At 53.1% G+C, this 13864-nt stretch carries 16 protein-coding genes; 6 read left to right on the top strand and 10 right to left on the bottom strand.

The annotated features are described in order from the left end of the window. Positions 1–10: 10 nt before the first annotated feature. A complete protein-coding gene (gene rplM, locus AC790_RS07235) occupies positions 11–439 on the bottom strand; it encodes a 50S ribosomal protein L13 (RefSeq protein ID WP_007886599.1) in 429 nt (142 codons plus the stop codon). 238 nt (positions 440–677) lie between these two features. Then, entirely contained in the window at positions 678–1805 is a 1128-nt protein-coding gene (gene zapE / locus AC790_RS07230) for a cell division protein ZapE (protein ID WP_049851346.1), read from the bottom strand. Between the two features lie 190 nt (positions 1806–1995). On the opposite strand from zapE, the gene zapG reads away from it, so the two are divergent. The 3 genes from zapG to degS all read left to right on the top strand — a co-directional run bounded on the left by zapG (position 1996) and on the right by degS (position 5048). After that, positions 1996–2400: a Z-ring associated protein ZapG gene (gene zapG / locus AC790_RS07225; RefSeq protein WP_007886597.1), complete on the top strand. Its 405-nt coding sequence runs from the start codon at positions 1996–1998 to the stop codon at positions 2398–2400. Between the two features lie 111 nt (positions 2401–2511). Further along, a complete protein-coding gene (gene degQ, locus AC790_RS07220) occupies positions 2512–3882 on the top strand; it encodes a serine endoprotease DegQ (RefSeq protein WP_007886596.1) in 1371 nt (456 codons plus the stop codon). An 86-nt stretch (positions 3883–3968) separates the two neighbouring features. Then, entirely contained in the window at positions 3969–5048 is a 1080-nt protein-coding gene (gene degS / locus AC790_RS07215) for an outer membrane-stress sensor serine endopeptidase DegS (protein ID WP_049851345.1), read from the top strand. A 23-nt stretch (positions 5049–5071) separates the two neighbouring features. Here the strand turns inward: degS and epmA are convergent, their stop codons facing one another. Further along, entirely contained in the window at positions 5072–6049 is a 978-nt protein-coding gene (gene epmA, locus AC790_RS07210) for an elongation factor P--(R)-beta-lysine ligase (RefSeq protein WP_049851344.1), read from the bottom strand. A gap of 147 nt (positions 6050–6196) precedes the next feature. Between epmA and AC790_RS07205 the strand changes: the two genes are divergently transcribed. Beyond that, a complete protein-coding gene (locus AC790_RS07205; protein WP_007886593.1) occupies positions 6197–6721 on the top strand; it encodes a lipocalin family protein in 525 nt (174 codons plus the stop codon). A 42-nt stretch (positions 6722–6763) separates the two neighbouring features. Here AC790_RS07205 and AC790_RS07200 read toward each other — a convergent pair whose 3' ends face one another. From AC790_RS07200 to efp, 3 genes are all read right to left on the bottom strand, one after another. Next, entirely contained in the window at positions 6764–6898 is a 135-nt protein-coding gene (locus AC790_RS07200; RefSeq protein WP_007886592.1) for an entericidin A/B family lipoprotein, read from the bottom strand. A 102-nt stretch (positions 6899–7000) separates the two neighbouring features. After that, positions 7001–7135 carry an entericidin A/B family lipoprotein gene (locus AC790_RS07195; protein ID WP_007886591.1) on the bottom strand — a complete coding sequence of 45 codons (135 nt, stop codon included), beginning with the start codon at positions 7133–7135 and terminating at the stop codon, positions 7001–7003. A 56-nt stretch (positions 7136–7191) separates the two neighbouring features. Continuing rightward, the gene (efp, locus tag AC790_RS07190) at positions 7192–7758 is read right to left on the bottom strand and encodes an elongation factor P (RefSeq protein ID WP_007886590.1); all 567 of its coding nucleotides are present in this window, start codon (positions 7756–7758) and stop codon (positions 7192–7194) included. A 42-nt stretch (positions 7759–7800) separates the two neighbouring features. On the opposite strand from efp, the gene epmB reads away from it, so the two are divergent. Then, positions 7801–8829, top strand: coding sequence for an EF-P beta-lysylation protein EpmB (epmB, locus tag AC790_RS07185; RefSeq protein WP_049851343.1), 1029 nt, complete (start codon positions 7801–7803; stop codon positions 8827–8829). Between the two features lie 38 nt (positions 8830–8867). Here epmB and AC790_RS07180 read toward each other — a convergent pair whose 3' ends face one another. From AC790_RS07180 to AC790_RS07165, 4 genes are all read right to left on the bottom strand, one after another. Continuing rightward, a complete protein-coding gene (locus AC790_RS07180) occupies positions 8868–9215 on the bottom strand; it encodes a DUF4156 domain-containing protein (RefSeq protein ID WP_007886588.1) in 348 nt (115 codons plus the stop codon). 197 nt (positions 9216–9412) lie between these two features. Beyond that, the gene (groL, locus tag AC790_RS07175) at positions 9413–11065 is read right to left on the bottom strand and encodes a chaperonin GroEL (protein WP_007886587.1); all 1653 of its coding nucleotides are present in this window, start codon (positions 11063–11065) and stop codon (positions 9413–9415) included. 46 nt (positions 11066–11111) lie between these two features. Beyond that, on the bottom strand, positions 11112–11405 hold the full coding sequence (locus tag AC790_RS07170) for a co-chaperone GroES (protein WP_007886586.1): 294 nt from the start codon (positions 11403–11405) through the stop codon (positions 11112–11114). Between the two features lie 193 nt (positions 11406–11598). Then, positions 11599–12051 carry an FxsA family protein gene (locus AC790_RS07165; RefSeq protein WP_036620254.1) on the bottom strand — a complete coding sequence of 151 codons (453 nt, stop codon included), beginning with the start codon at positions 12049–12051 and terminating at the stop codon, positions 11599–11601. Positions 12052–12426: 375 nt separating this feature from the next. Between AC790_RS07165 and aspA the strand changes: the two genes are divergently transcribed. Next, positions 12427–13863 (top strand): aspartate ammonia-lyase, encoded by a 1437-nt coding sequence (gene aspA / locus AC790_RS07160; protein ID WP_049851342.1) that lies wholly within the window; start codon positions 12427–12429, stop codon positions 13861–13863. The last annotated feature ends 1 nt before the right edge of the window (position 13864 follow it).

Genomic DNA, 13864 nt, shown 5'->3' with positions numbered 1-13864 from the left:
ATAATCCCGATTAAATGTCAAGAACTTGCGGTTGCTGCGCCGCGTGGTTGTGCTCGTTGCCTGCGTAAACTTTCAGTTTACGGTACATAGCACGACCCAGTGGGCCTTTCGGCAGCATGCCTTTAACCGCGATTTCAATCACACGCTCAGGACGGCGCTCGATCATCTCTGCAAAGGTCGCTTGCTTGATACCACCGATGTGGCCAGTGTGGTGATAGTAAATCTTGTCAGTACGCTTGTTGCCGGTTACAGCAACTTTTTCTGCGTTCAGAACGATGATGTAATCACCGGTATCAACGTGCGGAGTGTATTCCGCTTTGTGCTTACCACGCAGACGGCGCGCCAGTTCAGTCGCCAGGCGACCCAAGGTTTTGCCCGTTGCGTCAACAACATACCAGTCACGCTGTACGGTTTCTGGTTTAGCTGTAAAAGTTTTCATTGAAAAGCTTACCCAAATAAAAAGTTACACGTTGGTGAAATCCCAAACGCTAAGTAAACGATTGAGGCTCACACGACCATTTTGCCCAGCAAGCCACCCCTTCAAGTGAGTTACCGGATCACATCGAGTTCTTGGGAAAGAAAACCGATGCTGTAACGTGGGGTCGCAAGATTATAGAGAAGTCGAACTCAAAGATCGAACCTTTTTGCATCTAAATCCTGCGATTTCTGCCACGTCATCAGGGCAGATGCGGCAGACGCAAATACTCTTCGCTTTGCATCTCCTGCAAACGCGACAAGCAGCGTTGATACTCAAACTTCAAGCGTGTGCCCTGATAAATTTCAAACAGTGACGTTTCTGCCGCCACCACCAGTTTCACGTGGCGTTCGTAGAATTCATCGACCAGCGCAAGGAAGCGACGCGCCTGATCTTCGGTCTTATAAATCATCACCGGCACATCATACAGCAAGACGCTATGAAAACGGCGTGATAGCTCAATATAGTCATGCTGGCTGCGCCCTTCGCCGCATAGCGTCAGGAAATCAATCGCCAGCACGCCTTCATGCACGCCGAGCGTCGGCATCTGCCGATGGTTAATTTCCAGCACCGGCGCATCTTCACGTGCTTTGCCTGACAGCGCGCGGAACATGCGCTCCATTTCGCTATGCGTGGCATCGCTCAGCGGGAAATTCCACAAATGTGCCGACGTTAAGGTACGTAAGCGGTAGTCGATACCGGCGTCAACGTTCATCACTTCGCAATGACGCTTGATTTGTTCGATGGCAGGCAGGAAACGCGCACGCTGCAAGCCGTTGCGGTAGAGTTCATCCGGCGGAATATTTGAGGTCGCGACCAGCGAAATACCGCGCGCAAACAGCGCTTCCATTAGCGTGCCGAGCAGCATGGCATCGGTGATGTCCGAGACAAAAAATTCATCAAAACAGAGAATGTCGGTTTCCGCTTTAAAGCGATCGGCGACAATCAGCAGCGGATCGCTGTGGCCCTGCAGTTGCGTCAGCTCCTGATGGACACGCAGCATAAAGCGGTGGAAATGCAGACGCAGCTTACGATCGCCAGGAATTGACTGAAAAAACAGGTCCATCACCCAGGTTTTACCGCGCCCAACGCCACCCCACATATAGAGGCCGCGCACCGGCGCATCGCGGGTGCTTTTCTCTTTATTGATCATCTTAGATAAGCGGCCAAACAGACCTTTTGCTTCCGGTTCAACGTGTTGCTGACGGGCAATCAATCCTTGCTGGATGGCATCTAAGCGGGTAATCGCTTCTCGTTGTACGTCATCCGGGCGGAATTCGCCCTGCGACAGCGCCTGCTCATAGCGTGCAAGCGGAGATGAGGTTTGCATGGTTCTCTCAGAATCCCTGAAAAAGTCCGATTCACGGGTCGGTTGACGAAAATTAGGCCGCTCTACACTATGCTATGCAGCCCGATAGTTCCACTTCCAATAGATTATTGGGTATAGTGGCTGCTATTGAAGTTGATGTTGCAGCAGAAGCAATGCCCTACGAAACAACGGAAATTACACGGGAGTCATTATGACCTGGGAATACGGGCTGATTGGTTTAGTGATTGGCATTATTGTCGGCGCGGTAGTGATGCGTTTTGGCAACAAGAAGCTGCGTGAGCAGCGTAGCATGCAGTATGAGCTGGAAAAATCGAAGGCTGAGCTGGCGGATTACCGCGAGGAGCTCACCAACCACTTTGCACGCAGTGCCGAGCTGCTGGACAACATGGCGCATGATTATCGCCAGCTGTATCAGCACATGGCGAAAGGGTCAAACGACCTGCTGCCAAATCTGCCAGGCGAGAAAAATCCGTTTGCCTACCAGTTAACGGAAGCCGAAGCGGATAACGATCAGGCGCCGGTACAAATGCCGCGCGATTACTCTGAAGGCGCATCCGGCCTGTTACGAGGTAGCGATCGCACACCGCGTAATTAATCCTTTTGGGGCACAGCTTGGCTGTGCCCTTTTTGTTTGTCGAACCCTTGCCCCAAAAGACTGTCACACTTTTTTATCCCCTTTTCTTTTCGCAGCGAGAGCGTTGTAGCAATGAAAAAACAAGCACGACTGTTGAGCGCATTAGCCTTGAGCATTGGCATGAGTCTGGCCGCGGCACCGAGCGCGCTGGCCACACTACCCGCCCAGATTCAGGGACAAGCATTGCCAAGCCTGGCACCAATGCTGGAGAAAGTTCTGCCTGCGGTAGTCAGTGTGCATGTTGAGGGCACCGATTCCGGCCAGCAGGCGCAAGATATCCCCGAGCCGCTGAAACGCTTCTTTGGTCAGGCGCCGGGACAATCCCAACCGCAGCCGTTTGAAGGGCTGGGTTCCGGTGTGATTATCGATGCCGCGAAAGGTTACGTCCTTACCAACAATCACGTGGTGAACGGCGCAGACAAAATCAATGTGCAGTTGAGCGACGGCAACGAATACGATGCCAAGCTGATTGGTCACGATGAGCAGACCGATATCGCTTTGATTCAAATTGAGGGCGCAAAAAACCTCACCCAGGTGAAAATCGCCGATTCGGACTCGCTGAAAGTGGGTGATTTTGCGGTGGCTATCGGTAATCCCTTTGGCCTTGGTCAGACGGCCACCTCCGGCATCATCTCTGCGCTGGGTCGTAGCGGCCTGAATCTGGAAGGGCTGGAGAACTTTATCCAGACCGATGCCGCAATTAACCGCGGCAACTCCGGCGGTGCATTGGTTAACCTGAATGGCGAGCTGATTGGTATTAATACCGCGATTCTGGCTTCCAGCGGCGGCAACATCGGTATTGGCTTCGCGATCCCAGCCAATATGGCGATGAATCTCGCGCAGCAACTTATCCAGTTCGGCGAAGTGAAGCGCGGCCAGCTGGGCATTAAAGGCACGGAAATGACCGCCGATATCGCCAAAGCGTTTAACGTTGATGCACAACGCGGTGCCTTTGTTTCGGAAGTGCTGCCGAAATCTGCCGCCGAGAAAGCGGGCATTAAAGCCGGCGATATTATTACCTCCATCAATGATAAGCCGATTACCAGCTTTGCCGAGCTGCGTGTCAAAGTGGGTACAACGCCGCCGGGCCAGGACGTGAAGATCGGCCTGCTGCGTGAAGGCAAACCGGTAAATGTCACCGTCACGCTGGAACAAAGCGCGCAGACTACCGCCAGCGCGCAGCTGATGTCTCCAGCACTGCAAGGCGCAACGCTGAGCGACGGCGCGACTAAAACCGGTGATAAAGGCGTGAAAGTCGATGCCATCGAAAAAGGCACGCCAGCGGAGCAAGTTGGTTTGCAGAAAGACGATGTGATCATCGGTGTGAACCGCAATCGCGTGGCATCGATTGCCGAAATGCGCAAAGTGCTTGAAGGCAAACCACCGGTGCTGGCACTGAACGTGGTGCGCGGCGACGAAAGTATTTACCTGCTTCTGCGATAATCCTCGCATCAGGCGGACAAGCAGGTGTTTGTCCGCCTTTCTCATGCTATTCTGCCCTGCGATCTCACCTGGCTTGAAATAACACCATGTTTCTTAAACTTTTGCGTTCTGTGGTGATGGGCCTGATCGTGGCTGGCTTACTGCTCGTCGCGATCCCTGCGCTGCGTATGGGCAGCAATATCACCTTTGAGCATGACAATAGCGATGATGAAGCACCCGTCAGTTTCAATCAGGGTGTGCGACGTGCCGTGCCCGCGGTCGTCAATGTCTATAACCGCAGCGCCCACGGCAACAACAATCGCGGTATCACCACGCTCGGTTCTGGCGTGATCATGAACGCCAAAGGTTATATCCTGACCAACAAACACGTCATTAACAACGCCGATCAGATCATCGTCGCGCTGCAGGATGGCCGTTTCTTCGAAGCCACGTTAGTGGGCTCTGATGCCATGACCGATTTAGCGGTGCTGAAAATCAGCGCGTCAAACCTGCCGGTGATCCCAATTAACGCCAAACGTATCGCACACATCGGCGACGTGGTGATGGCCATCGGCAATCCGTACAATCTCGGCCAAACCGTGACGCAAGGCATTATCAGTGCCACCGGACGCGTTGGCCTGAGCTCATCTGGCCGACAAAACTTCCTGCAAACCGATGCTTCCATCAATCAAGGCAATTCAGGCGGCGCGTTGATTAACTCGCTCGGCGAATTGATGGGCATTAACACGCTGACGTTTGATAAAAGCAGCGATGGCGAGACGCCAGAAGGGATTGGTTTCGCCATTCCTACCGCGTTGGCGAGCAAAATCATGGATAAGCTGATTCGTGATGGTCGGGTGATTCGCGGATACATTGGCATCACCGGTCGCGAACTGCCGCCGCTGCACGGCCAGGGGAATAACCTCGATCGCGTTCAGGGCATCATTGTCAGCGATGTTACGCCAGGTGGCCCCGCCGATAGCGCCGGGATTCAGGCTAATGACGTGCTGCTTGAGGTGAATGGCAAAACCGCGCTCTCAGCGCAGGAAACCATGGATCAGGTGGCAGAAATTCGCCCAGGTTCGGTGATTGACGTGCAGATATTGCGCAATGAAAAGAAAATGACGTTGCCGGTAACCATTCAGGAGTTCCCGGAAGTAACCGCGCCCACCACCACGACACCATAAGGGCGCTTACGCGCCCATAGGGTTTAACTGCGATCGACCGGGAAGGCGATCACTTCGCTTAATGAACTGGCTTTCAGCGCCAGCATAATCAAACGATCGACCCCCAACGCCACGCCGGAACAAGCCGGCATACCGTGCGCCAGTGCATCCAGCAAGTTGGTATCGATAGGATGTTGCGGCAGGCCCCGCGCGGCACGACGACGATTGTCCTGCTCAAAGCGCTGACGCTGTTCACGGCTATCAGTTAACTCACGGAAACCGTTCGCCAGCTCAATACCTTTGTAGTAAACCTCAAAGCGCTCAGCGACGCGGTGATCTTCAGTACTGATCTCAGCCAGCGCCGCCTGCGTGGCCGGGAAGTGATAGACGAAGCACGGCTTATCAATCCCGATTTTTGGCTCAACGCCCAGCATAAACAGTAGCTGCAGCAGCGTATCGCGGTCTTCTTCACGGTTCGCTAACTCGCCCTCGCCCAGCTTCTCCGCCACTTCGCGCAGCTGCGCTTTATCAGCAGACAGCGGATCGATCTCCAGATGACGAATAAACGCCTGTTGATACGACAGGGATTCGGCGCTGTCACACTCCAGCACCTGCTGCATGAGATCGTCCACCTCGTTCATCAGGCGGTACATATCGTAATGCGGACGATACCACTCCAGCATAGTGAACTCTGGGTTATGGTGACGCCCCGCTTCTTCATTACGGAAGCTACGGCCCATTTGATAAATCGGTCCGCTACCTGCTGCCAGTAGGCGCTTCATGTGGTATTCCGGACTGGTCATCAGCCAGAGATCGCGCCCTTCAGCAGCGCCCGGCCCAACGAAACGCGTCTGGAAGGGTACCAGATGAATGTCCGTAATGGTCGCCTGACTCATCGCCGGGGTATCGACCTCCAGCACGCCGCGATCGGCAAAGAAACGCCGTATTTCCGCCATAATAGCGGCGCGTTTCAACAAATTGGCAATAGATGCGCTCGGCTGCCAGCTTGCCGTTTCGCTCATGTTGATGACTCCTCATACAGATAAGGGGTGGAAGTCTACCCGCATTGACGATGGCAAACAACGACGCAGCAAAGGCGGCTGGCACAGCCAACATTTTGGTCACGGGCGGCTATACTTAACTCATTAAAATCGTAAAGGAATCCCACAATGTCCCCATGGAAAACCCTGCTCGCCAGCCTCAGCGCTTTTCTCTCTGTGGCCTGCTCGACCACACCGCCCAAGGGCGTCACGGTGGTAGAGGGCTTTGATAGCCAACGTTATCTCGGTCAATGGTATGAAATCGCCCGCCTTGATCACCGCTTTGAACGCGGTTTACAGCAGGTCACGGCCAATTATAGCCCGCGCGAAGATGGCGGCTTAAAAGTGGTAAACCGCGGCTTCAATCAACCTAAGCAACGCTGGCAGGAGAGCGTCGGTAAAGCCTATTTCACCGGCGATAAACAGCGCGCCTCGCTTAAAGTGTCATTCTTTGGTCCGTTCTACGGCGGTTACAACGTGATTGCGCTAGATCCAGACTATCGCTATGCGCTGGTCTGTGGACCCAATCGCAGTTACCTATGGATTCTGTCGCGCACGCCTCAATTGGACGAAAGCATTAAACAGCGTTTGGTTGAACAGGCCAGAAGTGCCGGATTCCCGGTTGATGAGCTGATTTGGGTTGAGCAGAAATAGAGATGAGAACCGGTGCGAAAGCAGCTTTCGCACCGGAATATCTTACTGTGCGCTGCGCTGAATTGCCTTGCCGCCCGCCGAAACATCTTCGCCAACACCACGCGTGGTGTTGCAAGCGGTCAGAACGGAAGAGAGCACCAGCACGGAAAAAATCGCAACAATACTTTTCTTTAACATAGCCATATCCTTTTTGGTTGCAGTAAAAGTACAGCTCTTAAAGCATAGTCTCGATCTGTAAAACTGCGGATGGGCGGAGTAAAAAAGAGAAGTGGCAGCGAATTATTTCTCAGCTGCGTGTGAGATGGCGCCGCCTAAATGCGAGACATCTTCACCAAAGCCATGAAAAGTGTTGCAGGCGCTCAAAGCGGAGGAGACCAGCAACGCAAAAACAGCAAACTTTGCCATCTTTTTCATTTTTCTGAACTCTGAGAGAGAAAAAAGGCGCATCACCGATGCGCCTGATTTGACGATTATTTTACGCGTGAAACGTATTCGCCAGAACGGGTATCTACTTTTACTACTTCGCCAATCTGCACAAACAGTGGCACTTTGATGACAGCGCCAGTAGACAGCGTTGCTGGCTTACCGCCAGTACCCGCGGTGTCACCTTTCAGGCCTGGATCGGTTTCGACCACTTCAGCTTCAATGAAGTTCGGCGGCTGAACGGCGATCGCTTTATCGTTCCACAGGGTAACGATACAATCAGCGTTGTCCTGCAGCCACTTGGTCACATCATCCAGCACTTTAGATTCGATCTGATACTGCTCGAAAGATTCCGGGTGCATGAAGTAGTAGAAGTCGCCGTCGTTGTAAGAGTATTGCAGCGTCATATCACGAACGTCTGCGCCTTCGGCAGAGTCAGTAGATTTGAAGGTTTTCTCAACGCGAGAACCGGTCAGCAGACGACGCATTTTTACGCGTGCAAATGCCTGGCCTTTACCCGGCTTAACAAACTCACTGGCTTCGATGGCATAAGGTTCGCCTTCGAACATGATTTTAAGACCGGGACGGAAATCGTTGCTAAGATAAGTCGCCATAAAGGCCCTCTGTAAATATTGAACTGGTAAATAGCCAAAAAAATGGCACACATTGTAACCCTAAATCCCCCCGTCAGAGAAGATTGGTTGCAGCAACTCGCTGATGTTGTGACCGAACCTGCTGAATTACTGCAACTTTTAGCTCTGGATCAACATACAGATCTGGCTGCAGGCGCTGATGCACGCAAGCTTTTCGCCCTGCGCGTACCGCGCGCCTTCATCGCACGCATGAAAAAAGGCGATGCGATGGACCCGCTGCTGCTGCAAGTCATCACCAGCCGTCAGGAATTTATTGATGCGCCAGGTTATAGCACCGATCCGCTCGATGAACAAAGCAGCGTGGTACCTGGTTTACTGCATAAGTATAGAAATCGTGCGCTGCTGCTGGTAAAAGGCGGTTGCGCCGTCAATTGCCGCTACTGTTTCCGCCGGCATTTCCCCTACCAGGATAACCAGGGCAACAAGCGTAACTGGCAAGCCGCGATTGATTACATCGCCACCCATCCTGAACTGGATGAGATAATTTTCTCCGGCGGCGACCCGCTGATGGCAAAAGATCATGAGCTGGCCTGGCTGGTTGCCGCGCTGGAAAAAATCCCCCACCTCAAACGCCTGCGCATTCACAGCCGCTTACCGGTGGTGATTCCGGCGCGTATCACCGAAGGTTTGTGTCAGATTCTGGCAGACACACGTCTGCAGGTGTTGATGGTGAGCCACATTAATCATGCGCAAGAGATTGATGATGAACTGCGTTACGGCATGCAGATGCTAAAGCGTGCGGGCGTAACATTACTCAACCAGAGCGTGCTGCTGCGTGGTGTGAATGACGATGCGCAGGCGCTGGCCAACCTGAGCAATGCGCTGTTTGATGCCGGCATTCTGCCCTATTACCTGCACGTGCTGGATAAGGTGCAAGGCGCGGCGCACTTCTATGTTGCGGATGAAGAAGCGCGCGGACTGATGCGTCAGCTGCTGGCAATGGTTTCAGGCTACATGGTGCCTAAACTGGCACGTGAGATTGGTGGAGAGCCAAGCAAGACGCCGCTGGATTTACAGTTGCGCCAGGAATAAAAAAAGCCGCATCAGCGGCTTTTTTTTACGACGACAGCTTACGGGCACTTATACACCTGGCCAGACATTTTGCTGTCCAGCGGGGCAAAAGCAGACAGCAGATTCTGCGTCGGGCTGGTGGCGCCATAAATCACGTTGCCGCCCATCTCTGCCGCGCGGTTGCGCAGGTCGTTAGCCGCGCCACGCAGTGAACTGCCTTCACCGCCTGAACCGGTTAGCCAGTTGCTCTGTGAGCCGGTAAGCGTTCCCAGCAGCTGACATTGACTGGCTGGTTGTTGGTCGACGAAGGTCACACGTTCGCCGCCAGCACTCAGTTGATTGGAGCTGCTACAGCCCGCCAGCAGTAAAGTTCCCACTGCCAGTCCGAGCAAGAGGTTAATCCGCATTGTAATCCCCATTTATTATCATCAGTGTCGGGCGGCAGCGTAGCAGAAAAGCGCACTTTTTTTCTGAACATTCATTGCCCTAAACCCGTAAAGCCGAAGTATTGCGCCCTTACTTATACCTTGTTCCCCCGCAAAAGAAAAACCCCCGACCGTTTCCGATCGAGGGTTTTCCAGATGACTTAAGCAGTCAGGGGCAATTACATCATGCCGCCCATTCCGCCCATGCCACCCATACCGCCAGCGCCGCCTAAATCAGGTGCGTCGCTTTTTGGCAGGTCAGTGACCATTGCTTCGGTGGTGATCATCAGGCCAGCCACAGATGAAGCGTATTGCAGTGCAGAACGCGTCACTTTGGTTGGATCCAGGATACCGAAGTCGATCATGTTGCCGTACTCTTCGGTCTGCGCGTTGTAACCGTAGTTACCGTCGCCCGCTTTCACGTTGTTGGCAACGACAGATGGCTCTTCGCCAGCGTTAGACACGATCTGACGCAGTGGCGCTTCCATTGCGCGCAGCGCAACTTTGATACCCACGTTCTGGTCTTCGTTATCGCCTTTCAGGCCAGATGCGGCGATTTTCGCTGCAACGCGAACCAGCGCCACACCACCACCTGCAACCACACCTTCTTCAACCGCAGCACGGGTCGCGTGCAGGGCATCTTCAACGCGTGCTTTCTTCTCTTTCATTTCAACTTCAGTTGCTGCGCCCACTTTCAGTACGGCAACGCCGCCTGCCAGTTTCGCTACGCGCTCCTGCAGTTTCTCTTTGTCGTAATCAGAGGTCGCTTCTTCGATCTGCTGACGAATCTGCGTTACACGGCCAGAGATAGCGCCTTGATCGCCCACGCCATCGATGATGGTGGTGGTGTCTTTGTTGATCACAACGCGTTTTGCCTGACCCAGATCTTCCAGCGTCGCTTTCTCCAGCTCCATACCGATCTCTTCAGAGATAACGGTACCGCCGGTCAGGATAGCAATATCCTGCAGCATCGCTTTACGACGGTCGCCGAAGCCCGGCGCTTTAACCGCAGCCACTTTCACGATACCGCGCATGGTGTTAACCACCAGCGTTGCCAGTGCTTCACCTTCCACGTCTTCTGCAACGATCAGCAGCGGCTTACCGGCTTTAGCAACGGCTTCCAGCACCGGCAGCATTTCGCGGATGTTAGAGATTTTCTTGTCAGCCAGCAGGATGAACGGGGTTTCCAGCTCAACTGCGCCAGTTTCTGGCTTGTTGATGAAGTACGGCGACAGGTAGCCACGGTCGAACTGCATACCTTCAACCACGTCCAGCTCGTCTTGCAAGCCGGTGCCTTCTTCAACGGTGATAACGCCTTCTTTGCCCACTTTGTCCATTGCATCAGCAATCAGGGTGCCGACGGTTTCGTCAGAGTTAGCAGAGATGGTACCCACCTGGGCAATTGCGCGTGAATCCTGGCAAGGCACAGACAGGGTTTTCAACTCTTCAACAGCGGCGATAACGGCTTTATCGATACCGCGCTTCAGATCCATCGGGTTCATGCCCGCTGCAACGGCTTTCAGGCCTTCAGTGATGATCGCCTGAGCCAGTACGGTTGCGGTGGTGGTGCCGTCGCCTGCTGCGTCGTTCGCTTTAGAGGCCACTTCTTTCACCATCTGTGCGCCCATGTTTTCGAACTTATCTTCCAGCTCGATTTCACGCGCAACAGAAACACCATCTTTAGTGATGGTCGGTGCACCAAAAGATTTATCCAGAACCACGTTACGGCCTTTCGGGCCCAGGGTAACTTTTACTGCATCTGCCAGTACGTTTACGCCACGCAGCATTTTCACGCGTGCGTCATTACCGAATTTTACGTCTTTAGCTGCCATTTCAAATATCCCTTAAATTCGTTTCGTTCAGTGAATTGCGCGTAAATTACGCTTCAACAACTGCAAGGATGTCGCTTTCGGAGATGATCAGAACTTCTTCGTTGTCGATTTTCTCGGTCTTAGCACCGTAGCCTTCGCTGAAAATCACCAGATCACCCACTTTTACGTCCAGTGGCTTAACTTCACCGCTTTCCAGGATGCGGCCTTTGCCAACAGCCAGGACTTCACCGCGGGTAGATTTACCGGCAGCTGAACCGGTCAGCACGATGCCGCCCGCTGATTTAGCTTCAACTTCTTTACGCTTGACGATGACGCGATCGTGCAATGGACGAATTTTCATTTGATAGCTCTCCTTTGAGAAGTCCAATCATTCATTTTTTGGGTTAGAACCGGACTGCATGGCTTCCGGCCTCGTGCTGGAAGAGATAGGGGCAATAAGTGGGCTTTCAAGGGTAAAAAATATAAATATTTTCGTTTCTGCAACAGATGGCGAAAAATGCAGCAAAAAGGCGGCTTGCGCCGCCTTGTCATGTTTATTGGTCTTTATCGTGGCCAATCTTGTCCTGATCCTTGCGCTCATACTCACCGTCCATGGTGAAGCCCGCGTCGGGGCCCGCGCCCGGTCCGCGCCACACGCGCAGATGCGGCATCAGCTTTAGCGTCAAATGCTTCTGCACCGGCGGCAATAGCAGCAGCAGGCCGAGGAAGTCGGTAAAGAAACCCGGCAACAGCAGCAGGAAACCGGAGATGATCAGCGAAACGCTCTTGGTCATCTCTGCCGCCGGGCTCTCATTGCGCGCCAGCTTCTCCTGCATCAGTCGGAAGTTCTTCATGCCCTGATTTTTCACCAGCGACACACCAATACATGAGGTGAAGATCACCAGCAGCATGGTGAGCAGCACGCCCAGCGCATGCGCAACCTGAATGAAGATTGAGATTTCAATCCAGGCCAATACAAAAAAAATCACTAACGGTAACCAGCGCACCGAATTCTCCTGTGAGTTGGAGCTGCCTCGCAAATTGCCAGACAGCAGAAAGGGAGGGTCTGCATGACCGTATTGATAGAGATGGGCATTTGCGGCGCCAATTTCAACCGATCCTGCCATTTTTTTCCCACTGACTTAAAATTGCGAAGTACATCACATATCGTTATTACCGCTGGGCCTGCAAATGCCCGTAAAGTGATCTGTGCACAAACAATTCTGTAACATCAGAATATGATCGTGCCCGTCAGCGTGAAGATGGATAATATGTCGGCGCTGACATTCCACGACAATATAATCGCTTCACCTGCACGTTAATTGCCGCCCGTCCCTTCGGACGCCCGGTAGTAACAAGGCAGCAATAATAAGAAGGTAATCATGGCGAACAACATTCGTATCGAAGAAGACCTTTTAGGCATGCGCGAAGTTCCTGCAGATGCTTATTACGGTGTTCATACTCTGCGTGCGATTGAAAACTTCTATATTAGTAATAACAAAATCAGTGACATACCTGAGTTTGTCCGCGGTATGGTGATGGTGAAGAAAGCAGCCGCGCTCGCCAACAAAGAGCTGCAAACCATTCCCCGCAACATCGCAAACACCATTATTCAGGCCTGTGATGAGGTGCTCAATAACGGCAAATGCATGGATCAGTTCCCGGTTGACGTCTATCAGGGCGGCGCGGGCACCTCGGTCAACATGAACACCAATGAAGTGCTGGCGAACATCGGCCTGGAGCTGATGGGCCACCAGAAAGGGGAATACCAGTACCTCAATCCCAACGATCACGTGAATAAGTGTCAGTCGACCAACGATGCTTATCCAACCGGTTTCCGCATCGCAGTTTATGCCTCAATCCTGAAACTGCTCGACGGCATCAGCCAGCTCAGCGAAGGCTTCCAGCGCAAAGCCGTCGAGTTCGAAAATATCCTGAAAATGGGCCGTACCCAGTTGCAGGATGCGGTGCCAATGACGCTTGGCCAAGAGTTCCACGCGTTTAACGTGCTGCTGAATGAAGAGACCCGCAGTATTCTGCGCACCGCCGAACTGCTGCTGGAAGTGAACCTCGGCGCCACGGCCATCGGTACGCGTCTTAACACACCAGAGGGCTATCAACAGCTGGCGGTACAGCGTCTGGCAGAAGTGAGTAATCTGCCGGTGGTGCCAGCAGAAGATCTGATTGAAGCCACCTCCGACTGCGGTGCCTACGTGATGGTGCACTCCGCGCTGAAACGTCTGGCGGTGAAACTGTCGAAAATCTGTAACGATTTGCGCCTGCTCTCCTCCGGTCCACGCGCTGGCCTGAATGAAATCAACCTGCCAGAACTGCAGGCCGGTTCATCTATCATGCCAGCCAAAGTGAACCCGGTGGTGCCGGAAGTGGTGAATCAGGTGTGCTTCAAAGTGATCGGCAACGACATCACCGTCACCATGGCGTCTGAAGCGGGCCAGCTACAGCTTAACGTGATGGAGCCGGTGATTGGCCAGGCGCTGTTTGAGTCAATCAGCATTCTGACAAACGCCTGCTTTAATCTGCTGGAAAAATGCGTCAACGGCATTACCGCCAACAAAGCGGTGTGTGAAGCCTACGTGTTTAACTCGATTGGTATCGTCACTTACCTCAACCCGTATATTGGTCATCACAACGGCGATATCGTCGGTAAGATTTGTGCTGAAACCGGCAAGAGCGTGCGTGAAGTGGTGCTGGAGCGCGGTTTACTGACGGAAGCCGAGCTGGACGATATCTTCTCCATCCAAAACCTGATGCATCCAACCTACAAAGCCAAACGCTATACCGACGAAAACGAACAGTAAT

The organism is Pantoea sp. RIT-PI-b (assembly GCF_001187905.1).
GTDB lineage: Bacteria > Pseudomonadota > Gammaproteobacteria > Enterobacterales > Enterobacteriaceae > Pantoea > Pantoea nemavictus.
Note: the sequence above shows the minus strand (reverse complement) of the source record. Positions and strands in the feature narration are given on the sequence as shown.